Origin of the sequence: Enterobacter cloacae complex sp. IR5412 (assembly GCF_049237385.1) — a bacterium.
Classification (GTDB): Bacteria; Pseudomonadota; Gammaproteobacteria; order Enterobacterales; family Enterobacteriaceae; genus Enterobacter; species Enterobacter intestinihominis.
Genome location: NZ_JBMKHQ010000005.1, coordinates 309,675 through 331,326, shown reverse-complemented (window position 1 = coordinate 331,326; position 21,652 = coordinate 309,675). Strand labels below are relative to the sequence as shown.

Sequence of the window (21,652 nt, the reverse complement as noted above, 5' to 3'; positions counted from 1 at the left end):
CGGGTGCGGGTTAGCTATCGCAGTGACATCAGTGAAAATGTCGGGTCGGCAAGCGGTACGTTCGACAGATCCCGCCCCGCCGCCATCCAGCGCTTCGCCAGCTTGACGGTGCGCGCATCGTTGAACGCCACCAGCTGCGTCAGCCGCCCGTTTTCATCCAGCGAGAAGAACAGCGCATCTTCACGCACTATCGTTTTACTCTCCGGCTGCGGAATACCGAGGATCTGAATATTGTGCTGATATTGATCCGACCACAGCCACGGCGCGTCGTCATAACCTGGCGCATCGCGGTTGAGCATCGCTTTCGCCGTCGCCACTGCCTGATTCTGGGCGAAGGCCCAGGACTGGATGCACAGGCCGTAGTGATGGTGCTGGGCCACATCGCCAGCGGCAAAGATGAATGGATCCGAGGTGCGTCCCTGGGCATCCACCACGATCCCGCGCCCGGTTTTCAGCCCCGCATCAAGCGCCAGCTCCAGATTGAGATCGACGCCGATCCCGACCACGACCGTATCAAAGTTTTCACGGTTGCCTTCGCAGTGGATAACCGGCAGGCCGTTATCGTCCTCCAGCTCCAGCGCGCCGCAGCCGGTACGGATCTCCACCCCCTGCTCGCGGTGGATGGCCTCCAGGCGCTGCGACACCTCGCCGCTCACCGAGCGCATGCAGAGCGCAGGCTGCTGCTCGAACAGGGTGACCGCCATGCCGCTTTTCCGCGCGGAAGCGGCAATCTCAAGGCCAATCCAGCCGCCGCCGATAATCGCCAGTTTGTGACTTTCCGACAGGCGACTTTTCAGGCGCTGCGCGTCCTGCCAGTGGCGCAGGGTATAAACCTGCGGATGGCTGGCCCACGCCTGCGAAGGCAGGCGCGCCCGACCGCCGGTAGCGATTAAAAGGATGTTGTAACTAAGACATTCGTCGTTGCTTAAACGCACGATTTTCTCTTCACGATCGACTGATTCAGCACGCAGCGGGCGGTACCAGATCAGGTTCAGCGCCTGCTGCGCTTCTTCGCTAAACAGCCGCGGAAGCGCGGAGTCCGGCTCCAGCAGAGACGCTTTTGACAGCGGCGGCCGCTCGTAGAAATCCCATTCCTCTTCCGCCACCACGCAAATCTCGCCGTCGAAGCCCTCGTCACGCAGGGTTTTCGCCGCCCAGCCGCCCGCCTGGCCGCCGCCGATAATGACAATGCGCGATGTCATACCGCCTCCGGCTTTTTCTGCTGACGGCGCGTGTCGTGGTCAATCCCGCCCTCCACCGCCCATTCGGTAAAGGAGACCAGGGAGTGCTCCAGCTCACGCGGCTGCCAGTTTTCGGTCAGGTAGTCGTCGTTGGTGTAATACTCAAACGCGCCGCCGGTCGGGCTGTTGACGTACCAGAAGTACGCCGACGACACCGGATGACGGCCCGGCCCGATAAAGGTGCTCCAGTCATGTTTATTCATCGCGATACCGCCGCCGATCACCTCGTGGATGTCGCGCACGGTGAAGGCCACGTGGTTAAGGCCGCGCTTGCGGTTCGGCAGTTGCAGCAGGAACAGGTTGTGATGGCCGCCACGCGCCCCGCAGCGCAGGAACACGGCGCGGTTGATATAGCGATCCGAGACCTGGAAGCCGAGCACCTCGCGGTAGAATTTCTCCACTGCCGCCAGCTCTTCCACGAAGAACACCACATGCCCCACGTTGATCGGCTGGGCGCGATCGTAAACCGGGCTGGGCGTGTCGATACGGCGGGCGTCGCCCCACTGGTTTATTGGCTCGACGTTAAGCTCCACGTCGGTCTGCTGGGTCACCTGCACGCGCAGCGTCATGCCGTTCGGATCCAGGCATTCCAGCGCGTCGCCCACTTCACGAAAACCTGGCTGTTGCGCCAGCTTCGGGCGCAGCGCATCCAGCTCAGACTGGCTGGCAACCGCCCAGGTCATGCGGCGCAGGGTGTTGCCCGCTTCAAACGCGGGCGGCAGGTCGGGGCTGTCGATCGGGTTAAGCTCCACGCGCGCGCCGCTCAGGGTGGTGAAACGCTGGCCGCTGGCATCGCCCGTCAGGCCAAAATCACGCATAAATTTGGCGCAGTGCGTCAGGTCTTCCACACCAAATTCCAGCTTTTCAATTCCGGTTATACTCATCGTTCGTTGCCTCATCTGGCCCAGATTGGGCGTAAAACATGCCCGACGCAGTCAAGCGCCTGACGTTAACTCACTGATTTAACTGGCCTGTGACAGATACCCTAAGAAGCCAGAAATTTTATCCGCCGCAAGGCGAACCTCGTTTTGCAGGCGCTCGCGGTCGCTCAGTGGGATCTCCTCCGACGGCACCAGAATGCTGACCACCGCCGCCACGCGGCCGCTTCGGTCATACACCGGGTAGACGATGGAAGAGATGCCGTGGCGGAAGAAGGATTCGCCAATGACATACCCGCGGGCTTTGTCCTGCTGCACCATCTGCCACAGGGCTTCGCGGTCGTGAAGCTGCCCCGGCGTGTTGCCCGGCAGGCGCTCATGCGGGAACAGCTGTTCGAAATCAGCGCGGGAAATATCGGTCAACAGCATGCGGCCCAGCGAGGTGCAGTGCACCGGCAGACGGGTACCAATGCTGACCTGGTTGATACGCGACCCGGCGGCGCTGACGCGGGCGATATAGATAATGTCGCGCCCGTCGCGGATCGCCAGATGGCTGCTGCACTGGCTCACGTCGCGCAATTGCTCGATCACCGGCTGGCCGACCTGCGCCACGTCCAGCGAGGCGATGTACTCAAAGCCAAGACGCAGCACGTTCATGCCCAGCGAAAAGGTATTGGTGCGCGTGTTGCGCTCCAGAAATCCCATGTACTCCAGCGTCTGTACCACGCGATAGGCGGTGGCCTTCGGCATATCCACCAGCCGATGCAGTTCGGCAAAGGTCAGATCGCGATGCTGCTCGCCAAAGGCCAACAGCAGCTGTAAACCGCGCTCCAGCCCCGGCACCAGATACTTCACTTCCTGATCGTTTGCCATCATCGCCCTACCTTAGTTAAATACAAAACCGCCGTTGACCGGGATCAGCTGTCCGGTGATGAACCGCGACAGATCGCTTAACAGCCAGACCACGCTGCCGGTGACGTCTTCCGGCTGCTGTGCCCCGGTTAACGCGCGGCCGTTTTCGTAGAGCTGATGCCGTTCGGCGGGGACATATTCCGTCGCCTCGACGCGGGTTAGCCCCGGAGCGATGGCGTTAATGCGTATACGCTTTTCACCCAGTTCGCGCGCCATTGAGCGGGTCATGGCAATCACGGCGCCCTTGCTGGCGACGTAGGCCATCAGGCGCGGCGCGCCCCACAGCGCGGTGTCGGACGCGACGTTCACGATGCCCGCCCCCTCGCGTAGCAGCGGTACGGCGGCGCGCGTTACCAGCCAGGTGCCTTTGACGTTGACGCTCATCACCCGATCCCAGAGATCCGGATCGTAATCGAGCATATTTTTGCCGCCGACGCCCGTCGCCATCGCCGCGTTGTTCACCAGGCCGTCAATCAGCCCCTGCTCGCCAATCGCGCTGAACACCTGCTCAATGGACTGCGGATCGGCCAGATCGATAACGTGCGATTCGATCGCATATCCCCGCTCGCTCAGCCGGTGGGCGCTCTCGGCCAGCTCGCCTTTGAGGATGTCGCACATCACCACCGCCGCGCCCTGCTCCGCGCAGGCCTGGGAAAAGTGGTAGCCCAGCCCGCGCGCGGCGCCGGTTATGACGATGCGCTTACCGCTCAGCAGCCCGTTCATCAGGCGGCCCCCTGCTGTGCTTCACGCATCGCCAGCTGCTCTTTGGCGGCCTTTTGCATCATGCGACGCAGGCGCGAGAGGCCAACGTCGTGCTGATACAGGTATTCATGATCGCGGGCGTTTGGCGCCAGGCTCTCCAGCACCACGCGGTCCTGCTCCAGCACTTCCCAGTGCAGTTTTTCCAGCCGGTTGCGGTACATGAAGCGCCACATATCGCGCTGCCAGCCCTGCACCCGGCGAATGCGCCAGAAGAAGACGCGGCAGTTGTCGTTATCTTCCGGCACCACCATGCCGACGATAAAGAAGTGGCCGCCCGGCCCGAAACGCTTCTTGTACGGAATGGAGAGACGCATCCAGCAGGTGCCGCTGTTGCCCAGCTCCACCCAGTCGAAGTTGACGCCGCTCTGCCCTTTCTTCTCAAAGATAAAGCCGGTTTTGGTCGGCTGGAGCACCATGTCGGCCTTGCGATCCCCTTCCGCCATCGAGTGCGAGGAGGAGTGCAGATAGGTGCCGTGCATCGGGTCCATCACGTTTTCCAGCGCGTACTGGTAATTGCATTTCCACGCGGCGGTGCAGAGGAAGTTGCTGAAGTTTTCCGTGTCGGCGAGTTCATCCGGGAAGGTCAGTTCGTCCGGCTGCTGATCCGCGGTGACGCCAAACCAGAGGAAGATGGCGCCGTGCGCCTCCTGCACGTTATAGCTGCGCACGCACTGCTGGCCGACCAGCGGACATTTATCCACAGCGGGCACGTCTTTCACCTCGCCGTTGCCCGCCACCTCTACGCCGTGATACCAGCAGGCGATGCGGTCGCCGAGGTTCCAGCCCATAGACAGGCGCGCGCCGCGGTGCGGACAACGGTCCTCCAGCGCCTGCACCTGGCCGTCTTTGTTGCGCCAGACCACAATCTGCTCGCCCAGGCGGGTGATGCCCACAGGAGCAGACTGCACTTCCCAGCTCGCCAGCACCGGATACCAGAGGCCGCGCAGGCCTTTATCCAGATAGTGTTGTACGGTCGTTGTCATCGCATTGCCCTCAGTAGCCGTTAACCTGTAAGAATGCCTGGAAGCTGGCGTCGCTCCACGGCTCGCCCTGCTGGTCGTGCATGCGCACCGCGTTCAGCCCGTTTACCAGCTCCGGCAGGGTTTCAACGCCCTGTTCGAAAAGCTCTTCCAGCGTCGCAATCAGCTTCACCTCCCAGCTTTCCGGCTCACGGCTGCGGGTCTGCCAGATCAGGTTCTGGTACTCGCCCGGCTTGTGAATGGCGCCATTACCGCCCTCTGCCGGCGGGGTAAACTGGCGGCTTTCCGGCAGCGCCGGGTTGTAGTTCAGCGTGTCGCTCATGCCACGGTCTCCTCAACAAAGGTAATCTGAATCTGGTTTTCAAAGACCCGAACCGGGTAACGGTTGAGGTTGCGTCCTCCGGGGCCGTGCAGACACTGGCCGGTTTTGACGTCGAACACCGCCTCGTGCAGCGGGCATTCCACCTTGCCGTCTTCTACGAAGCCCTGACTCAGCAGGGCATAGGCGTGGGGGCATACGTCTTCCAGCGCGTAATATTCACCGTCGATCAGGTAAACGCCGATCTCTTTCCCGTCGACGTTGCCGCTAAAAGGGAAATCTTCCTGTACTTGTTCTGCGTCACATACGCCTATCCAGCTCATCACGATCCTCCAGGCTTTTGTTTCATATATGAAACTCTGTTTCTTATTTAATACGGTCAATATAAAAGCGATGAATGTTTCGTCAAGCGACAATGTGACGAATTTGTTAATCGATCGGCAATTAATTAACTAAGTGTGCAAGGGATCACGAAAAAATGCAGCGATATGAAATTTTCATTATTACAGCGTGAGAAATACGTTTTTTTAATGGTCTCTTATTTTGAATAAAAGATATTGACTTCCTTTCTTTTTACTCTTTAAAAATAAATTAACGTCACCTCTTTCGCGTTTCACCGGTGAAACTGATTTTTAATTTATCTTTAATAAACAATGAGTTTCACAGGCGAATCATTTTAGCTCCGTGACAATCACATTGATGAAAAATATAAGTTACAAAAAACGTAAGGCGGACATGATGACGGCAAGATGGCAAGGCACGATTGCGCTTTTATTACTCATTATTATTTCGTACGTCGATCGGGTAAATATCTCGGTAATGATTTTAAACCCGGAATTTGCCGAACATTTTCAGTTAAATGAAAACAGAATGTTACAGGATCTACTCATGACCTGCTTTCTTCTGGGTTATGGTTTTTCCGCTCTATTATTAACGCCGGTTATTGAAAGCAAACTTCATTATCGGCAGGGATTATTAAGCAGCATTGCGATTTGGGCCGCGGTCTGCGCGGTTTCGCCTTTGTTAGGCTCGCTGACGGGAATGGTCATCGCCCGCGAAATAACCGGGGTTTGTCCACACCTTCACGCTGGCCTGGGGAATGTTGCTGCTGCGCATGCGGCGCGCAGCAGCAATCAGCGCGTAAGGCTTATTCGCCTTTTTTCGCTGCCTGGATGTAGAGCATTTCCAGCGCCAGGGTCGCCGCGGCCAGCGCGGTGATCTCGGACTGGTCATAGGCCGGAGCCACTTCCACCACGTCCATCCCGACAATGTTCAGATCCTTCAGGCCGCGCACCAGCTTGATGGCGCGATCTGAGGTCAGGCCGCCGATCACCGGCGTACCGGTACCCGGTGCGAATGCCGGATCCAGGCAGTCAATGTCGAAGGTCAGGTAGACAGGCATATCGCCGACGATCTGCTTAACCTGAGCCAGAATATCGTCCACGCCGCGATCGTTCACCTGGCCCGCGTCGAGTACGGTGAAGCCGTTGTCTTTGTCGAACTCGGTGCGGATGCCGATCTGCACGGAGTGGTTCGGATCGATCAGGCCTTCTTTCGGCGCGGTGTAGAACATGGTGCCGTGGTCGAATTCGCAGCCGTTCGCGTAGGTGTCGGTATGCGCGTCAAAGTGCACCAGCGCCATTTTACCGAAGTGCTTCGCGTGGGCGCGCAGCAGCGGCAGTGTCACGAAGTGGTCACCGCCGAAGGAGAGCATGCGTTTACCGGCCGCCAGCAGCTTCTCGGCGTGCGCCTGCAATTTTTCGCTCATTTCGCGCGCGTCACCGAAGGCGTACACCAGATCACCGCAGTCCACCACGTTCAGGCGCTCGCGCATGTCGAAGTTCCACGGGAAGCGGTTGTGCTCCCAGGCCAGGTTGGTGGAAACCTGACGGATTGCCGCCGGGCCATGACGTCCACCCGCACGACCGGACGTTGCCATGTCGAACGGTACGCCGGTGATCACCCAGTCAGCATCGCTGTCGTAAGGCTGGAAGTTCATCGGAAGGCGTAAAAAACCAAACGCGTTAGATACCAGAGAGTTATCGTACTGATGACCTAAAGTGCTCATGTCCTGACCTCTTATAAAGTCGATACATTAAAACAGATGAAAAAAAATCCCCTCCGCGTCGTTAAACCCGACGAGGAAGGGATTGATTCGTAAATCGCATAGTGGGGCGAATTATCGCCGTTAATTCATACGGGTTCAAGTGAGTATAGGGCATCGTGCGGTCTGATGCCCTCACCCCAACCCTCTCCCACCGGGAGAGGGAGGTTTTACTACTCGTCTTCCAGATACGTATACCCGTACAGACCCGCTTCAAACTCTTCCAGGAACTGCTGCTGCAAGGCATCGTCCAGACCGGTGTTTTTGACCTGATCGCGGAACTGGGTGAGCAGTTTTTTCGGATCCAGCTGAACGTATTCGAGCATATCCGCCACGGTGTCCCCTTCGTCGGACAGCTCAACCTCCACGCTGCCGTCAGGGAAGACAAACACGTCAACCGCTTCGGTATCACCGAACAGGTTGTGCATGTTGCCGAGGATCTCCTGATACGCACCCACCATAAAGAAGCCCAGCATTGGCGGGTTCTCCGGATCGTACTCCGGCATTGGCATGGTCGTAGCGATACCGTCACCGTCGACGTAGTGGTCAATCGCGCCGTCGGAGTCACAGGTAATGTCCAGCAGCACCGCGCGGCGTTCCGGCGCATGATTCAACCCTTCCAGCGGCAGAACCGGGAACAGCTGGTCGATACCCCAGGCATCCGGCATCGACTGGAACAGGGAGAAGTTGACGTACATTTTGTCCGCCATACGTTCCTGCAACTCGTCGATAATCGGACGGTGTGCGCGGTTGCTCGGATCGAGCTGCTTCTGCACTTCATGGCACATGTTCAGATAGAGCTGCTCCGCCCACGCGCGTTCCTGCAGGCTAAAGGTGCCTGAAGAATAACCGACGTGAATGTCGTGCAGATCCATCTGGCTATCGTGCAGCCATTCGCGCAGAGAACGACGCGTGCCCGGCTCGTGCATCTCCTGCCAGGTTTCCCACATGCTTTGCAGGGAACGTGGAGCATCGTCTGCCGGAGGCGTGGCTTCAGTGATTTCGCTGCGCTCAACGCCGATGATGTTAGAGACCAGCACCGTATGGTGCGCAGTGACCGCGCGGCCGGATTCGGTGATCACCGTCGGGTGCGGCAGGCCGTGCTCTTCGCAGGCATCGCCAATCGCCCAGATAATGTTGTTGGCGTATTCGTTCAGGCCGTAGTTGACCGAGCAGTCAGACTGCGAGCGTGTCCCTTCGTAATCCACGCCCAGGCCACCGCCCACGTCAAAGCACTGAATATTTACGCCAAGCTTGTGCAGCTCAACGTAGAAACGTGCCGATTCACGCACGCCGGTGGCAATGTCGCGAATGTTGGCCATCTGCGAGCCAAGGTGGAAGTGCAGCAGCTGAATGCTGTCCAGACGACCGCGCTCGCGCAGAATTTCCACCAGCTGAAGCACCTGGTTCGCCGCGAGGCCGAACTTGGATTTTTCACCGCCGGAAGACTGCCATTTACCGGAACCCTGCGACGCCAGTCGCGCACGCACGCCAAGCCGTGGGATCACGTTCAGACGCTCGGCCTCTTCCAGCACGATCGCGATTTCGGTCATCTTCTCGATCACCAGATAGACCTTGTGGCCCATCTTCTCGCCAATCAGCGCCAGACGAATGTATTCGCGGTCTTTATAGCCGTTACAGACGATCACCGACCGTGTCATGCCCGCGTGCGCCAGAACCGCCATCAGCTCCGCTTTGGAGCCAGCTTCCAGGCCCAGCGGTTCGCCGGAGTGGATCAGGGACTCAATCACGCGACGGTGCTGGTTTACCTTGATCGGGTAAACGAGGAAATAGTCGCCGTTATAACCATACGATTCCCGCGCGCGTTTGAACGCGGCGTTAATAGAACGCAGGCGATGTTGCAGGATCTGCGGGAAGCAGAACAGTGCAGGCAAGCGCTGACCCTGGGCTTCACGGGCTTTCACCAGCTTAGCGAGATCCACGCGCGCTTCCGGGACGTCCGGATCCGGGCAGACACTGATGTGGCCCAGCTCGTTAACGTCGTAGTAGTTATTGCCCCACCAGGCAATATTGTAAGTGCGCAGCATCTTGCTGGCTTCCTGGGAGCTCATCGCAACCTCCTGCATAGAACGTAGTACACCCTGTTCGCCTGCTGACGAAGGCGAAAGCGAAGACATGTCGTCAGACATAGCGAACCTCAACTCTTTGTATTAAGTGTAAAACAGTTGACTACTATCGCAGCGTTATACGGCGATAACAACCCATTAACGGCTCCATTTCCCAGCAGAGTATGCTGAAATCCAGACCGTGCGACCGGTTTCTTATTCATATCATTGTAAAACACGTATCCGAACTCTGTATGACAAGGTTCGGCGAAACCACGAGAAAACTCCTGTATTAACAAGAGCGCCCTTGTTCAGTTTTCACAAAGCGTGACCGGCTCTGGAATCCTGAGAAGCACCGAGATGGGTATAACATCGGCAGGTGTTTAGACCAGAAGTGCGGGTGGGAATCAAATGCGCGCCAGAACGACTGCGCTGAATGAGCGGAAAACAATGGTTCATTATCTCGTATCACCTCCACGGCCGCCTCTGCTGAAACGGACCACAAGCCAAAGCTAAAAGTTCACTGCTTAACCCGGCTGGAAGTGGCGACACGATGTGTTCATCGAGCGCTTATTTTATATGAGCCGCGCGCCGCGTTTTATACCGAGAAGGTCGCTAAAAAGCAAAACAAAAATGCGCAGGTTGCCAGCGCCGTCAGGAAAAATTTCCAGCCGTGTTTTCAACGCAGTGAGAGGTGAGTCAAAAAAAACTGGAAATCGGGTGAAGAAGTGACCTAAAATAGACGTCCAGATGTTAATCCATCCATACCGATTAACACTCAGACTGCCAGTGTCAAAATCCTGCAGGCCTTGGTAGAATTATCTCCTTTGGCTATTCCACACAGCAGTTCGAGCTAACCAAATTCCTTTTAGGTGAAATAAAACATGGCAAAACACCTGTTTACGTCCGAGTCCGTATCAGAAGGACATCCTGATAAAATTGCTGACCAAATCTCCGATGCGGTGCTGGATGCGATCCTCGCGCAGGATCCAAAGGCGCGCGTAGCGTGTGAAACCTATGTCAAAACCGGCATGGTTCTGGTTGGCGGTGAGATCACCACCAGCGCATGGGTTGATATCGAAGAGATCACCCGTAACACGGTGCGTGAGATCGGTTATGTACATTCTGATATGGGCTTTGATGCCAACTCCTGCGCCGTACTGAGCGCTATCGGCAAACAGTCCCCGGACATCAACCAGGGCGTTGACCGTGCCGATCCGCTGGAACAGGGCGCGGGCGACCAGGGCCTGATGTTCGGCTACGCGACCAACGAAACCGACGTGCTGATGCCAGCGCCGGTGACTTACGCACACCGTCTGGTGCAGCGTCAGGCTGAAGTGCGTAAAAACGGCACCCTGCCGTGGCTGCGTCCGGATGCGAAAAGCCAGGTGACCTTCCAGTATGACGACGGGAAAATCGTCGGCATTGATGCCGTGGTTCTTTCCACGCAGCATGCTGAAGAGATTGACCAGAAATCCCTGCAGGAAGCGGTGATGGAAGAGATCATTAAGCCGGTTCTGCCAACTGAATGGCTGAGCTCTGCGACCAAATTCTTCATCAACCCAACCGGACGCTTCGTTATCGGCGGCCCAATGGGTGACTGCGGTCTGACCGGTCGTAAAATCATCGTAGATACCTACGGCGGCATGGCGCGCCACGGTGGCGGCGCGTTCTCCGGTAAAGACCCGTCTAAAGTGGACCGTTCTGCGGCGTACGCTGCACGTTATGTGGCGAAAAACATCGTTGCTGCGGGCCTGGCTGACCGCTGTGAAATTCAGGTTTCCTACGCCATCGGCGTGGCTGAGCCAACCTCCATCATGGTGGAAACCTTCGGTACTGAAAAAGTGCCTTCTGAACAGCTGACCCTGCTGGTGCGTGAGTTCTTCGACCTGCGTCCATACGGTCTGATTCAGATGCTGGATCTGCTGCACCCAATCTACCAGGAAACCGCAGCGTACGGTCACTTTGGTCGCGAACATTTCCCTTGGGAAAAAACCGACAAAGCCGCCCTGCTGCGTGATGCTGCCGGTCTGAAATAAACGACTGCCAGCAGCTTAAACAGGCCAGCCTTTGTGCTGGCCTTTTTTATGTCGGGTGGCGGCTATGCCTTACCCGACCTACGGGTAGTGAATTTTTGTAGGCCGGGTAAGGCGCAGCCGCCACCCGGCAATGTTTGGAACCGTTTACACCTCACTCTCTATACCCCGCTTTCAGAATATTCTCTTTGCATGATCGCATTTCTTCTGCTGTTACATTCTCTTTCAGTTAAGTCTGAAATTTGTGCAAACGCGATGCATATCAATTAATTTACCTCTATATTTTCAAAGCTTTAATTATTTTTACGGTTACAAACTAGTGTAACCGATTACACCGTTGTGATTTGACTCACATATTTTTATGAGCCGCTCACCTACTCTTAATATCGTAAAAACTGATAACCCAACTGGAGGGCATAATGCCTGACAATAATAAACAGGGGCGTACGTCCAATAAGGCAATGACGTTCTTCGTCTGCTTCCTCGCCGCTCTGGCAGGATTACTCTTTGGCCTGGATATTGGCGTAATTGCCGGTGCATTACCTTTCATCACCGATGAGTTCCAGATTAGCGCACACACTCAGGAATGGGTGGTCAGCTCCATGATGTTCGGTGCCGCCGTCGGCGCGGTCGGCAGCGGCTGGCTCTCCTTTAAGCTCGGGCGTAAAAAGAGCCTGATGATCGGCGCGATCCTGTTCGTTGCCGGCTCACTGTTCTCTGCCGCTGCGCCTAACGTTGAAGTGCTGATCCTCTCCCGCGTGCTGCTCGGTCTGGCAGTGGGCGTGGCGTCTTATACTGCCCCGCTGTACCTGTCTGAAATCGCACCGGAAAAAATCCGCGGCAGCATGATTTCAATGTATCAGCTGATGATCACCATCGGTATTCTGGGGGCTTATCTTTCCGATACCGCCTTCAGCTACAGCGGCGCATGGCGCTGGATGCTGGGCGTCATCATCATTCCGGCCATTCTGCTGCTGATTGGTGTCTTCTTCCTGCCGGACAGCCCGCGCTGGTTCGCCGCCAAACGCCGCTTCCACGATGCCGAACGCGTGCTCTTACGCCTGCGTGATACCAGCGCCGAAGCCAAAAACGAGCTGGAAGAGATCCGCGAAAGCCTTAAGGTCAAACAGTCCGGCTGGGCGCTGTTCAAAGAGAACAGCAACTTCCGCCGCGCGGTGTTCCTCGGTGTGCTGTTACAGATCATGCAACAGTTCACCGGGATGAACGTCATCATGTATTACGCGCCGAAAATCTTCGAACTGGCGGGCTACACCAACACCACCGAACAGATGTGGGGCACCGTGATCGTCGGCCTGACCAACGTGCTGGCGACCTTTATTGCTATCGGTCTGGTGGACCGCTGGGGGCGTAAGCCAACCCTGACGCTGGGCTTCCTGGTGATGGCCATCGGGATGGGCGTGCTGGGTACCATGATGCACATGGGCATTCACTCCCCAACGGCACAGTACTTCGCCGTGGCGATGCTGCTGATGTTTATTATTGGGTTTGCGATGAGCGCCGGTCCGCTGATTTGGGTACTGTGTTCTGAGATCCAGCCGCTGAAAGGGCGTGATTTTGGTATCACCTGCTCTACCGCAACCAACTGGATTGCCAACATGATCGTCGGCGCAACGTTCCTGACCATGCTCAATACCCTGGGTAATGCCAATACCTTCTGGGTCTACGCCGGTCTTAACCTGTTCTTTATTGTTCTCACGATCTGGCTGGTTCCTGAAACCAAACATGTTTCACTGGAACACATTGAACGTAACCTGATGAAAGGTCGTCCTCTGCGCGAAATCGGCGCACACGACTGATCCTCCTGCGGGGAGGCGCCTCTTGCGCCTCCCCGCTTCCCGCTTTATGCTCTGCCCCTATGAAATCTCCCCGTCTCCCCATCGCCATTCAGCAAGCCGTTATGCGCAGCCTGCGGGAAAAACTCGCCCAGGCCAACCTGAAGCTCGGCCGCGATTATCCTGAACCGAAGCTGGTCTATCAGCAGCGTGGCACCGCGGCAGGCACCGCGTGGCTGGAATCGTATGAGATCCGCCTGAATCCGGTGTTGATGATGGAAAATCAGCAGGCGTTTATCGAAGAAGTGGTGCCGCACGAGCTGGCCCACCTTCTGGTGTGGAAACACTTTGGCCGCGTCGCGCCGCACGGCAAAGAGTGGAAATGGATGATGGAGGCGGTGCTCGGCGTTCCGGCTCGCCGCACCCACCAGTTCGAGCTGGAATCGGTACGCCGCAATACATTTCCCTACCGCTGCCAGTGCCAGCAGCACCAGCTTACCGTGCGCCGTCACAACCGCGTGGTGCGCGGCGAGGCGACCTATCGCTGCGTAAAGTGCGGCGAACCACTGGTGGCGGAATAATCACTCGAACTTTCAGGAACTTTCCTGATCTGACTGATTGCATACGGGAACAACATTCGTTACGTTGCGGGCTCGTTTTGACACGGAGTGTAAGATGTCCCGTAATGTTTCTCTCGCAGTCGCTTTTCTGGCGGCGGCGCTCTCCGGCCATGCTCTGGCCGACGGTATTCACAGTTTCTCACAGGCAAAAACCGCAGGCGTAAAGATTAACGCCGACGTACCGGGTGATTTCTACTGCGGCTGTAAAATTAACTGGCAGGGTAAGAAAGGGGTCGTGGATCTGGGATCCTGCGGCTATAAGGTGCGCAAGAACGAGAACCGCGCCAGCCGAATCGAATGGGAACACGTTGTTCCGGCCTGGCAGTTTGGCCACCAGCGCCAGTGCTGGCAGGACGGTGGACGTAAAAATTGCGCAAAAGATCCGGTCTACCGCCAGATGGAAAGCGATATGCACAACCTGCAACCCGCCGTGGGTGAAGTCAATGGCGACCGCGGAAACTTCATGTACAGCCAGTGGAACGGTGGCGAAGGCCAGTACGGTCAGTGCGCCATGAAGGTCGATTTCAAAGAGAAACTCGCCGAACCGCCTGCCCGCGCGCGCGGCAGCATCGCCCGCACTTACTTCTATATGCGCGACCGCTACGATCTCAACCTTTCCCGCCAGCAGACGCAGCTCTTCAATGCCTGGGACAAGCTCTACCCGGTGACGGACTGGGAATGCCAGCGCGACGAACGTATCGCCAAAGTCCAGGGGAATCACAACCCTTACGTCCAGCGGGCTTGCCAGGCGCAAAAGAGCTAACCTACACTACGGCAATTCGCTTATATCGCATGACACATGGAATTTCTGACTATGCGCATCCCTCGCATCTATCACCCTGAACTGATTACCCCAGGCGGCGAAATCGCCCTGTCTGATGATGCCGCAAACCACGTAGGCCGCGTGCTGCGCATGGGCGCAGGCCAGGCGATTCAGCTCTTTGACGGCTCTAATCAGATTTTTGACGCTGAAATTACGCGCGCCGATAAAAAAAGCGTGCACGTGAAGGTGCTGCGTGGCGACGTGGACGACCGGGAATCCCCGCTGCACATTCACCTTGGCCAGGTGATGTCGCGCGGGGAAAAGATGGAGTTCACCATTCAGAAATCCATTGAACTGGGTGTAAGCCTCATTACGCCACTTTTTTCTGAGCGCTGCGGCGTTAAACTGGATGCGGAACGTCTCAACAAAAAGATCCAGCAGTGGCAGAAAATTGCCATTGCAGCCTGTGAACAGAGTGGCCGCAACCGCATCCCGGAGATCCGCCCGGCGATGGATCTGGAGGACTGGTGTGCAGAAGAGGAAAGCGGGCTTAAGCTTAATCTTCATCCGCGCGCCAGCGCCAGCATCAATACGCTGCCGCTGCCCGTTGAGCGTGTACGCCTGCTGATTGGCCCGGAAGGCGGCCTGTCGGCTGACGAAATCGCCATGACGGCGCGTTACCAGTTTACTGATATTCTGTTGGGACCTCGCGTTCTGCGCACTGAGACAACGGCACTCACCGCCATTACCGCCCTACAGGTGCGATTTGGCGATCTGGGTTGAAGCAAAGCCTGACCCATAACCGGAGAAGAACATGATTAAGCTCGGCATCGTGATGGACCCCATCGCAAACATTAACATTAAGAAAGATTCCAGCTTCGCTATGCTGCTGGAAGCGCAGCGTCGCGGCTATGAACTCCACTATATGGAGATGAACGATCTGTACCTGATCAACGGTGAAGCCCGCGCACGTACCCGCATCGTTAACGTCGAGCAGAACTACGAAAAATGGTACGAATTCGGCACCGAGCAGGATATTGCCCTGGCCGACCTTAACGTCATCCTGATGCGTAAAGATCCGCCGTTCGACACCGAATACATTTACTCCACCTATATCCTTGAGCGTGCCGAAGAGAAAGGCACGCTGATCGTCAACAAGCCGCAGAGCCTGCGCGACTGCAACGAGAAGCTCTATACCGCATGGTTCTCTGACCTGACGCCGGAAACGCTGGTCACCCGCAGCAAAACGCAGCTGAAAGAATTCTGGCAGAAGCACGGCGACATCATCATGAAGCCGCTGGACGGCATGGGCGGCGCATCGATCTTCCGCGTGAAAGAGGGCGACCCGAACATTGGCGTAATTGCCGAAACGCTGACCGAGCTGGGAACCCGCTACTGCATGGCGCAAAACTATCTGCCGGCCATTAAAGACGGCGACAAGCGTGTGCTGGTTGTAGACGGCGAGCCGGTGCCTTACTGCCTGGCGCGTATCCCGCAGGGTGGTGAAACCCGTGGCAACCTGGCGGCCGGAGGCCGTGGCGAACCGCGTCCGTTAAGCGAAAGCGACTGGGAAATTGCCCGCCGCGTCGGCCCTACGCTGAAAGCCAAAGGCCTGATCTTCGTTGGCCTCGATATTATCGGCGATCGTCTGACCGAAGTGAACGTCACCAGCCCGACCTGCATTCGTGAGATCGAAGCGGAATTCCCGATCTCGATCACCGGAATGCTGATGGACGCTATCGAAAAACGTTTACAGAAATAACCTGTGACAGCGCCTGTGTTTATCCCCATACTGGGCGCTGTCGCTTTTTAAACCAGGAAACAGTACCTCTGACAATGAATTTACAGCATCACTTTCTTATTGCCATGCCTGCTCTCCAGGATCCGATTTTCCGCCGCGCCGTGGTCTATATTTGCGAATACAACGAAGACGGCGCAATGGGGATTATCATCAATAAGCCGCTGGAAAACCTTCAGGTTGAAGGCATTCTGGACAAGCTGAAAATCCCTGCTGAAGCGCGGCTGCCGGAAATCCGTCTTGATAAACCGGTGATGCTCGGCGGACCGCTTGCAGAAGATCGTGGCTTTATCCTGCATACCCCGCCGGTTTTCTCGTCCAGCATTCGTATCTCCGATAACACCGTCGTCACCACCTCTCGCGATGTGCTCGAAACACTGGGCACGGCAAATCAGCCTTCTGAGGTGCTGGTTGCGCTCGGCTACGCTTCCTGGGAAAAAGGGCAGCTGGAACAAGAAATTCTGGACAACGCCTGGCTGACGGCCCCTGCGGATATGAATATCCTGTTTAAAACCCCTATCGCCGATCGCTGGCGTGACGCGGCAAAACTGATTGGCATTGATATTCTGACCATGCCTGGCGTTGCGGGGCACGCGTAATGAGCGGCACCCTTCTCGCCTTTGACTTCGGCACCAAAAGCATCGGCGTCGCTGTGGGTCAACGGATCACCGGCACCGCCCGCCCGCTCACGGCGCTGAAAGCTAACGACGGCACGCCGGACTGGAACCTTATTGAGCGCTTGCTCAAAGAGTGGCAGCCGGACGACGTGATTGTCGGTCTGCCGTTGAACATGGACGGCACCGAGCAGCCGCTTACCGCCCGCGCACGCAAGTTCGCGAACAAAATTCATGGCCGATTTGGCGTCTCCGTTAAGCTGCACGATGAACGTTTGAGCACCGTCGAGGCACGCGCTGGCCTGTTCGAGCACGGTGGCTTCCGGGCGTTGAACAAAGGCAGCGTGGATTCAGCTTCAGCCGTCATTATCCTCGAAAGCTATTTCGAACAGGGTTACTGAGCGCCGGGGCCTACAGCCGCCCCTGCGCCCGTCGCTCCGCCAGACTCTGCTCAAAGTTCTGCATCCCCGCCTGCTGCCCCGTTTGAATAATGCCCGGCAGTTGCCAGGTTTTACCTTCGCGGATCAGGTTTGCCGCCGCCGACGTATTCACCAGTAGCTCATACAGCGCCACGCGCCCGCCCTGGACATCCTGACGCAGCTTCTGCGCCAGTACCGCACGCAGGCTTCCCGCCAGCTGATTACGAACCGGATCTTTCTCCTGCGCCGGGAAGGTATCGACCAGGCGCTCGATCGCCTGCGCCGCACCGCGCGTGTGCAGCGTGGCCAACACCAGATGGCCAGTCTCAGCCGCCGTCAGCGCCAGGCGTATCGTCTCGCTGTCGCGCAGCTCACCAAGCAGAATCACATCCGGATCTTCACGCAGCGCACTGCGCAGGGCCTCGGCAAAGGACGGGCTATGCTGGCCTATCTCCCGCTGCCGGATGAGGCAACGTTGGCTCTGGTACATAAACTCCACCGGATCTTCCAGGGTCAGAATGTGCCCGTCCGTATGGTGATTGAGAAAATCGACCATCGCGGCCAGGGTGGTCGATTTCCCGCTGCCGGTGGCGCCGGTGACCAGAATCAGGCCGTTGTCATTGGACAAAAGCTCCGGGATCGCGCGCGGCACGCCTAACGCAGAGAGCTGCGGACACGTCAGCGGCAACAGGCGTAGCGCGATCGAAACGCCGTGCATATGCTTAAACGCACTGCCGCGCAGCCGCTGACCGCCTGTGAGGGTAACGGCAAAATCTACCTGCCCGTTTGCCCACCAGGCACCCTGCTGCTCGTCGTTGAGCCACGCTTTTAATAACGCCTCCACATCGGGGGGCGGAAACGGCGCAGGTTCAAGACGGCCTGACCTGCGCCAGCGCGGTGGTGAATCACTGCACAGGTGTAGATCGGAGACGTTATGCTTTACACTAAGGGCCACAATTTCTTCCACATCCATAGACAACTCCTCGGAAAATGAACGACATTGCGCATAACCTGGCACAGGTCCGGGACAAAATCTCTGCCGCGGCAACGCGTTGCGGCCGTGCTTCAGAAGAAATTACGTTGCTTGCAGTCAGCAAAACCAAGCCTGCGAGCGCCATCGCAGAAGCGATAGCCGCCGGTCATCGTGCCTTTGGTGAAAACTATGTGCAGGAAGGCGTAGATAAGATTCGCGCTTTCCGGGAGCGGGGAAATACAGACCTGCAGTGGCACTTTATCGGTCCGCTACAGTCGAACAAAAGCCGTCTGGTAGCAGAGCACTTCGACTGGTGTCACACCATCGATCGTCTGCGTATCGCTACCCGTTTGAGCGACCAGCGGCCTATGGAGATGCCAGCGCTTAACGTGCTGATTCAAATCAACATCAGTGATGAAAACAGCAAGTCCGGCATTACGCTGAGCGAACTGGATGCGCTGGCGGCGGACGTGGCGGCGCTGCCGCGCTTAACCCTGCGCGGACTGATGGCCATTCCGGCACCAGAGTCAAGTTATGAAAGGCAGTTTGCCGTAGCACAGCAAATGGCTGTAGCATTTGAGGCGCTTAAAGCGCGCTATGACACGGTAGACACGCTTTCTCTGGGCATGTCAGACGATATGGAAGCCGCCATCGCGGCAGGCAGCACCATGGTGCGCATCGGCACAGCAATTTTCGGTGCGCGCGATTACACCCAATAATAAGGAAACCTGAGGAACGCCATGAAGACGTTGACTTTCCTGCTTTCAACGGTCATTGAACTGTATACGATGGCGCTGCTACTGCGCGTCTGGATGCAGTGGGCCCGTTGTGATTTTTACAATCCATTCTCACAATTTATCGTGAAAATCACGCAGCCCATTGTGGGGCCGCTTCGCCGCATCATTCCGGCAATGGGGCCGATTGACAGTTCATCTCTGCTGATGGCGTTTATTCTGAGCGTTATCAAAGCGATCGTGCTGTTTATGGTCATCACTTTCCAGCCGATTATCTGGATTTCAGCCGTTCTGATCCTGGTTAAAACCGTCGGCTCGCTGATCTTCTGGGTCCTGCTGGTGATGGCGATTATGAGCTGGGTAAGCCGGGGCCGTAGCCCGGTGGAGTACGCGTTGATTCAGCTGACTGAACCGTTACTGCGTCCGATCCGTAGCCTGCTGCCTGCGATGGGCGGAATCGACTTCTCCCCGATGCTTCTCGTTTTGCTGCTGTACGTGCTGAATATGGGTATCGCGGAACTGTTACAGGCGACGGGTAATATGCTGCTGCCGGGGCTGTGGATGGCGTTATGAGTGCAGTTAGCCCCTGCGCCGACGGGCTGGTTTTACGGCTGTACATTCAGCCGAAAGCCAGCCGCGACAGCATTGTTGGGCTGCATGGCGACGAGCTAAAAGTCGCCATCACTGCCCCGCCCGTTGACGGCCAGGCGAATGCGCATCTGACCAAATATCTGGCAAAACAGTTTCGCGTCGCTAAAAGCCAGGTCATCATTGAGAAAGGTGAACTTGGCCGGCATAAACAGGTAAAAATCCTTAACCCGCAATCTATCCCGACGGAAGTCGCGGCTCTGACAAAACAGGACTAAACCATGCAGAAAGTTGTTCTCGCCACCGGAAACGCCGGTAAAGTGCGCGAGCTGGCCTCGCTATTACATGATTTTGGGCTGGACGTGGTGGCTCAGACCGAGCTGGGCGTGGACTCCGCCGAAGAAACCGGCCTGACGTTTATCGAAAACGCCATTCTGAAAGCGCGCCATGCGGCGCAGATCACCGGGCTGCCCGCGATTGCCGATGACTCCGGTCTGGCCGTGGATTTTCTGGGCGGTGCGCCGGGGATTTACTCCGCCCGCTATTCCGGGGTGGACGCCACCGACCAGCAGAACCTGGAAAAGCTGCTTGTGGCCCTGAACGACGTCCCTGACGAACAGCGTACCGCGCAGTTCCACTGCGTGTTGGTCTACATGCGTCACGCGGAAGATCCCACGCCGATTGTCTGTCACGGCAGCTGGCCGGGCGTGATCACCCGTGAAGCGGCGGGCAACGGCGGCTTTGGTTACGACCCGATTTTCTTTGTCCCGACCGAGGGCAAAACCGCTGCGGAACTCACCCGCGAAGAGAAAAGCGCGATCTCCCACCGTGGACGCGCCCTGAAACTGTTACTGGAAGCACTGCGTAATGGCTAATTTGCCGCCTCTGAGTCTTTATATTCACATCCCATGGTGCGTGCAGAAATGCCCGTACTGCGATTTCAACTCGCACGCGCTGAAGGGCGAAGTGCCGCACGATGATTACGTCGCGCATCTGCTGGCCGATCTGGATGCCGATGTACCGTACGCACAGGGACGTGAAGTGAAGACCATTTTTATTGGTGGCGGTACGCCGAGCCTGCTTTCAGGCCCGGCGATGCAGACGCTGCTGGACGGTGTGCGTGCACGCCTGAACCTGGCAGCGGATGCTGAAATTACGATGGAAGCCAACCCGGGCACCGTTGAGGCCGACCGTTTTGTCGAGTATCAGCGCGCGGGCGTGAACCGTATCTCCATCGGCGTGCAGAGCTTTAGCGAGCCAAAGCTGAAGCGTCTGGGGCGCATTCACGGCCCGGAAGAGGCAAAACGCGCGGCGAACCTGGCAACGGGGCTTGGGCTGCGCAGTTTTAACCTCGATTTGATGCACGGCCTGCCGGATCAGTCCCTCGAAGAAGCGCTGGACGATTTGCGTCAGGCAATTGAACTGAACCCGCCGCATCTGTCGTGGTATCAGTTGACCATTGAACCGAACACCCTGTTTGGTTCCCGTCCTCCGGTGCTGCCGGACGATGACGCGCTGTGGGATATCTTCGAGCAGGGCCACCAGCTTTTGACCGCGGCGGGGTATCAGCAATACGAAACCTCGGCGTATGCGAAGCCGGGCTATCAGTGTCAGCACAACCTGAACTACTGGCGCTTTGGTGATTATCTGGGGATTGGCTGCGGGGCACACGGCAAAGTGACCTTCCCGGACGGGCGCATTCTGCGTACTGCCAAAACGCGTCATCCGCGCGGTTTTATGGAAGGCCGCTACCTGGAGCGTCAGCATGACGTCGAGGCGGTGGATAAGCCGTTTGAGTTCTTTATGAACCGCTTCCGTCTGCTGGAAGCCGCACCGCGCGCGGAGTTTGCGCTCTACACCGGGTTGTCAGAGTCGGTGATTCGTCCGCAGATTGACGAGGCGTTGGCGCAGGGATATCTGACCGAGTGTAATGAGTACTGGCAAATCACCGAGCACGGTAAGCTGTTCCTAAACTCCCTTCTTGAGCTGTTCCTCGCTGAAAATCCTGAAGGCTGATTCAGGATTTTACATCCCGTTCTGCTGGTTGAGGGA

The 21,652-nt window shown here is 57.1% G+C and carries 25 protein-coding genes and 1 pseudogene; 14 read left to right on the top strand and 12 right to left on the bottom strand.

Going from position 1 to position 21,652, the window contains the following annotated elements:
- Window positions 1-14 precede the first annotated feature (14 nt).
- The 7 genes from ACOTX2_RS12140 to ACOTX2_RS12110 form a co-directional block, all read right to left on the bottom strand.
- A complete protein-coding gene (locus ACOTX2_RS12140; protein WP_063147406.1) occupies window positions 15-1,202 on the bottom strand; it encodes an NAD(P)/FAD-dependent oxidoreductase in 1,188 nt (395 codons plus the stop codon).
- Entirely contained in the window at window positions 1,199-2,125 is a 927-nt protein-coding gene (locus ACOTX2_RS12135) for a VOC family protein (RefSeq protein ID WP_038416706.1), read from the bottom strand. Before ACOTX2_RS12135 ends, ACOTX2_RS12140 begins: the two co-directional genes overlap by 4 nt.
- Window positions 2,126-2,203: 78 nt before the next feature.
- Entirely contained in the window at window positions 2,204-2,992 is a 789-nt protein-coding gene (locus ACOTX2_RS12130) for an IclR family transcriptional regulator (protein WP_032671673.1), read from the bottom strand.
- 12 nt (window positions 2,993-3,004) lie between these two features.
- A complete protein-coding gene (locus tag ACOTX2_RS12125) occupies window positions 3,005-3,754 on the bottom strand; it encodes an SDR family oxidoreductase (RefSeq protein WP_063147405.1) in 750 nt (249 codons plus the stop codon).
- Entirely contained in the window at window positions 3,754-4,776 is a 1,023-nt protein-coding gene (locus ACOTX2_RS12120) for an aromatic ring-hydroxylating oxygenase subunit alpha (protein WP_017692695.1), read from the bottom strand. Before ACOTX2_RS12120 ends, ACOTX2_RS12125 begins: the two co-directional genes overlap by 1 nt.
- A gap of 10 nt (window positions 4,777-4,786) precedes the next feature.
- On the bottom strand, window positions 4,787-5,095 hold the full coding sequence (locus ACOTX2_RS12115) for a recombinase-like helix-turn-helix domain-containing protein (RefSeq protein WP_022649346.1): 309 nt from the start codon (window positions 5,093-5,095) through the stop codon (window positions 4,787-4,789).
- Entirely contained in the window at window positions 5,092-5,415 is a 324-nt protein-coding gene (locus ACOTX2_RS12110) for a Rieske (2Fe-2S) protein (RefSeq protein WP_003860044.1), read from the bottom strand. The genes ACOTX2_RS12115 and ACOTX2_RS12110 overlap by 4 nt, the downstream gene beginning before the upstream one ends.
- Window positions 5,416-5,830: 415 nt before the next feature.
- On the opposite strand from ACOTX2_RS12110, the pseudogene ACOTX2_RS12105 reads away from it, so the two are divergent.
- A pseudogene (locus tag ACOTX2_RS12105) lies at window positions 5,831-6,163 on the top strand (MFS transporter); the annotation flags it as partial.
- 76 nt (window positions 6,164-6,239) lie between these two features.
- On the opposite strand, the gene speB reads toward ACOTX2_RS12105, so the two are convergent.
- The 4 genes from speB to ACOTX2_RS12085 form a co-directional block, all read right to left on the bottom strand.
- Complete coding sequence (speB, locus tag ACOTX2_RS12100) at window positions 6,240-7,160, bottom strand: agmatinase (RefSeq protein WP_017382921.1); 921 nt, start codon at window positions 7,158-7,160, stop codon at window positions 6,240-6,242.
- 209 nt (window positions 7,161-7,369) lie between these two features.
- Entirely contained in the window at window positions 7,370-9,346 is a 1,977-nt protein-coding gene (gene speA, locus ACOTX2_RS12095; protein ID WP_022649348.1) for a biosynthetic arginine decarboxylase, read from the bottom strand.
- An 8-nt stretch (window positions 9,347-9,354) separates the two neighbouring features.
- Window positions 9,355-9,486: an acid stress response protein YqgB gene (yqgB, locus tag ACOTX2_RS12090; protein WP_057979949.1), complete on the bottom strand. Its 132-nt coding sequence runs from the start codon at window positions 9,484-9,486 to the stop codon at window positions 9,355-9,357.
- Window positions 9,487-9,580: 94 nt separating this feature from the next.
- Complete coding sequence (locus ACOTX2_RS12085) at window positions 9,581-9,721, bottom strand: hypothetical protein (protein WP_418251239.1); 141 nt, start codon at window positions 9,719-9,721, stop codon at window positions 9,581-9,583.
- Window positions 9,722-10,146: 425 nt separating this feature from the next.
- Here ACOTX2_RS12085 and metK point away from each other — a divergent pair, with 425 nt between their 5' ends.
- From metK to ruvX, 8 genes are all read left to right on the top strand, one after another.
- Window positions 10,147-11,301 (top strand): methionine adenosyltransferase, encoded by a 1,155-nt coding sequence (gene metK, locus ACOTX2_RS12080; RefSeq protein WP_003860037.1) that lies wholly within the window; start codon window positions 10,147-10,149, stop codon window positions 11,299-11,301.
- Window positions 11,302-11,717: 416 nt separating this feature from the next.
- Window positions 11,718-13,115 carry a galactose/proton symporter gene (gene galP, locus ACOTX2_RS12075; protein ID WP_023306911.1) on the top strand — a complete coding sequence of 466 codons (1,398 nt, stop codon included), beginning with the start codon at window positions 11,718-11,720 and terminating at the stop codon, window positions 13,113-13,115.
- A 59-nt stretch (window positions 13,116-13,174) separates the two neighbouring features.
- On the top strand, window positions 13,175-13,672 hold the full coding sequence (locus ACOTX2_RS12070; RefSeq protein WP_032621896.1) for a SprT family zinc-dependent metalloprotease: 498 nt from the start codon (window positions 13,175-13,177) through the stop codon (window positions 13,670-13,672).
- A 94-nt stretch (window positions 13,673-13,766) separates the two neighbouring features.
- Complete coding sequence (gene endA / locus ACOTX2_RS12065; protein ID WP_023306912.1) at window positions 13,767-14,474, top strand: deoxyribonuclease I; 708 nt, start codon at window positions 13,767-13,769, stop codon at window positions 14,472-14,474.
- A gap of 51 nt (window positions 14,475-14,525) precedes the next feature.
- The gene (gene rsmE / locus ACOTX2_RS12060; protein WP_003860033.1) at window positions 14,526-15,257 is read left to right on the top strand and encodes a 16S rRNA (uracil(1498)-N(3))-methyltransferase; all 732 of its coding nucleotides are present in this window, start codon (window positions 14,526-14,528) and stop codon (window positions 15,255-15,257) included.
- A gap of 31 nt (window positions 15,258-15,288) precedes the next feature.
- A complete protein-coding gene (gene gshB, locus ACOTX2_RS12055) occupies window positions 15,289-16,236 on the top strand; it encodes a glutathione synthase (RefSeq protein WP_003860032.1) in 948 nt (315 codons plus the stop codon).
- A 74-nt stretch (window positions 16,237-16,310) separates the two neighbouring features.
- Entirely contained in the window at window positions 16,311-16,871 is a 561-nt protein-coding gene (locus ACOTX2_RS12050; RefSeq protein WP_022649353.1) for a YqgE/AlgH family protein, read from the top strand.
- A complete protein-coding gene (ruvX, locus tag ACOTX2_RS12045) occupies window positions 16,871-17,287 on the top strand; it encodes a Holliday junction resolvase RuvX (protein WP_006811925.1) in 417 nt (138 codons plus the stop codon). The genes ACOTX2_RS12050 and ruvX overlap by 1 nt, the downstream gene beginning before the upstream one ends.
- A gap of 10 nt (window positions 17,288-17,297) precedes the next feature.
- Here the strand turns inward: ruvX and ACOTX2_RS12040 are convergent, their stop codons facing one another.
- Window positions 17,298-18,278, bottom strand: a complete 981-nt coding sequence (locus tag ACOTX2_RS12040; RefSeq protein WP_032676501.1) for a type IV pilus twitching motility protein PilT — start codon at window positions 18,276-18,278, stop codon at window positions 17,298-17,300.
- 17 nt (window positions 18,279-18,295) lie between these two features.
- Here ACOTX2_RS12040 and ACOTX2_RS12035 point away from each other — a divergent pair, with 17 nt between their 5' ends.
- Genes ACOTX2_RS12035 through hemW form a run of 5 tightly spaced genes read left to right on the top strand, consistent with a single transcriptional unit; the run spans window position 18,296 to window position 21,616 of the window.
- Complete coding sequence (locus ACOTX2_RS12035) at window positions 18,296-18,997, top strand: YggS family pyridoxal phosphate-dependent enzyme (protein WP_023298569.1); 702 nt, start codon at window positions 18,296-18,298, stop codon at window positions 18,995-18,997.
- A gap of 21 nt (window positions 18,998-19,018) precedes the next feature.
- Window positions 19,019-19,585, top strand: a complete 567-nt coding sequence (locus ACOTX2_RS12030; protein ID WP_003860024.1) for a YggT family protein — start codon at window positions 19,019-19,021, stop codon at window positions 19,583-19,585.
- On the top strand, window positions 19,582-19,878 hold the full coding sequence (yggU, locus tag ACOTX2_RS12025; protein WP_022649356.1) for a DUF167 family protein YggU: 297 nt from the start codon (window positions 19,582-19,584) through the stop codon (window positions 19,876-19,878). The genes ACOTX2_RS12030 and yggU overlap by 4 nt, the downstream gene beginning before the upstream one ends.
- 3 nt (window positions 19,879-19,881) lie before the next feature.
- The gene (locus ACOTX2_RS12020) at window positions 19,882-20,475 is read left to right on the top strand and encodes an XTP/dITP diphosphatase (RefSeq protein WP_022649357.1); all 594 of its coding nucleotides are present in this window, start codon (window positions 19,882-19,884) and stop codon (window positions 20,473-20,475) included.
- Window positions 20,468-21,616: a radical SAM family heme chaperone HemW gene (gene hemW / locus ACOTX2_RS12015; protein WP_038416710.1), complete on the top strand. Its 1,149-nt coding sequence runs from the start codon at window positions 20,468-20,470 to the stop codon at window positions 21,614-21,616. Before ACOTX2_RS12020 ends, hemW begins: the two co-directional genes overlap by 8 nt.
- Window positions 21,617-21,652 lie beyond the last annotated feature (36 nt).

Bases quoted from the DNA above. Each gene is read 5' to 3' on its own strand.
- ACOTX2_RS12140 (WP_063147406.1), bottom strand. From the start codon at position 1,202: ATGACATCGCGCATTGTCATTATCGGCGGCGGCCAGGCGGGCGGCTGG.
- ACOTX2_RS12135 (WP_038416706.1), bottom strand. From the start codon at position 2,125: ATGAGTATAACCGGAATTGAAAAGCTGGAATTTGGTGTGGAAGACCTG.
- ACOTX2_RS12130 (WP_032671673.1), bottom strand. From the start codon at position 2,992: ATGGCAAACGATCAGGAAGTGAAGTATCTGGTGCCGGGGCTGGAGCGC.
- ACOTX2_RS12125 (WP_063147405.1), bottom strand. From the start codon at position 3,754: ATGAACGGGCTGCTGAGCGGTAAGCGCATCGTCATAACCGGCGCCGCG.
- ACOTX2_RS12120 (WP_017692695.1), bottom strand. From the start codon at position 4,776: ATGACAACGACCGTACAACACTATCTGGATAAAGGCCTGCGCGGCCTC.
- ACOTX2_RS12115 (WP_022649346.1), bottom strand. From the start codon at position 5,095: ATGAGCGACACGCTGAACTACAACCCGGCGCTGCCGGAAAGCCGCCAG.
- ACOTX2_RS12110 (WP_003860044.1), bottom strand. From the start codon at position 5,415: ATGAGCTGGATAGGCGTATGTGACGCAGAACAAGTACAGGAAGATTTC.
- speB (WP_017382921.1), bottom strand. From the start codon at position 7,160: ATGAGCACTTTAGGTCATCAGTACGATAACTCTCTGGTATCTAACGCG.
- speA (WP_022649348.1), bottom strand. From the start codon at position 9,346: ATGTCTGACGACATGTCTTCGCTTTCGCCTTCGTCAGCAGGCGAACAG.
- yqgB (WP_057979949.1), bottom strand. From the start codon at position 9,486: ATGAATAAGAAACCGGTCGCACGGTCTGGATTTCAGCATACTCTGCTG.
- ACOTX2_RS12085 (WP_418251239.1), bottom strand. From the start codon at position 9,721: ATGAACCATTGTTTTCCGCTCATTCAGCGCAGTCGTTCTGGCGCGCAT.
- metK (WP_003860037.1), top strand. From the start codon at position 10,147: ATGGCAAAACACCTGTTTACGTCCGAGTCCGTATCAGAAGGACATCCT.
- galP (WP_023306911.1), top strand. From the start codon at position 11,718: ATGCCTGACAATAATAAACAGGGGCGTACGTCCAATAAGGCAATGACG.
- ACOTX2_RS12070 (WP_032621896.1), top strand. From the start codon at position 13,175: ATGAAATCTCCCCGTCTCCCCATCGCCATTCAGCAAGCCGTTATGCGC.
- endA (WP_023306912.1), top strand. From the start codon at position 13,767: ATGTCCCGTAATGTTTCTCTCGCAGTCGCTTTTCTGGCGGCGGCGCTC.
- rsmE (WP_003860033.1), top strand. From the start codon at position 14,526: ATGCGCATCCCTCGCATCTATCACCCTGAACTGATTACCCCAGGCGGC.
- gshB (WP_003860032.1), top strand. From the start codon at position 15,289: ATGATTAAGCTCGGCATCGTGATGGACCCCATCGCAAACATTAACATT.
- ACOTX2_RS12050 (WP_022649353.1), top strand. From the start codon at position 16,311: ATGAATTTACAGCATCACTTTCTTATTGCCATGCCTGCTCTCCAGGAT.
- ruvX (WP_006811925.1), top strand. From the start codon at position 16,871: ATGAGCGGCACCCTTCTCGCCTTTGACTTCGGCACCAAAAGCATCGGC.
- ACOTX2_RS12040 (WP_032676501.1), bottom strand. From the start codon at position 18,278: ATGGATGTGGAAGAAATTGTGGCCCTTAGTGTAAAGCATAACGTCTCC.
- ACOTX2_RS12035 (WP_023298569.1), top strand. From the start codon at position 18,296: ATGAACGACATTGCGCATAACCTGGCACAGGTCCGGGACAAAATCTCT.
- ACOTX2_RS12030 (WP_003860024.1), top strand. From the start codon at position 19,019: ATGAAGACGTTGACTTTCCTGCTTTCAACGGTCATTGAACTGTATACG.
- yggU (WP_022649356.1), top strand. From the start codon at position 19,582: ATGAGTGCAGTTAGCCCCTGCGCCGACGGGCTGGTTTTACGGCTGTAC.
- ACOTX2_RS12020 (WP_022649357.1), top strand. From the start codon at position 19,882: ATGCAGAAAGTTGTTCTCGCCACCGGAAACGCCGGTAAAGTGCGCGAG.
- hemW (WP_038416710.1), top strand. From the start codon at position 20,468: ATGGCTAATTTGCCGCCTCTGAGTCTTTATATTCACATCCCATGGTGC.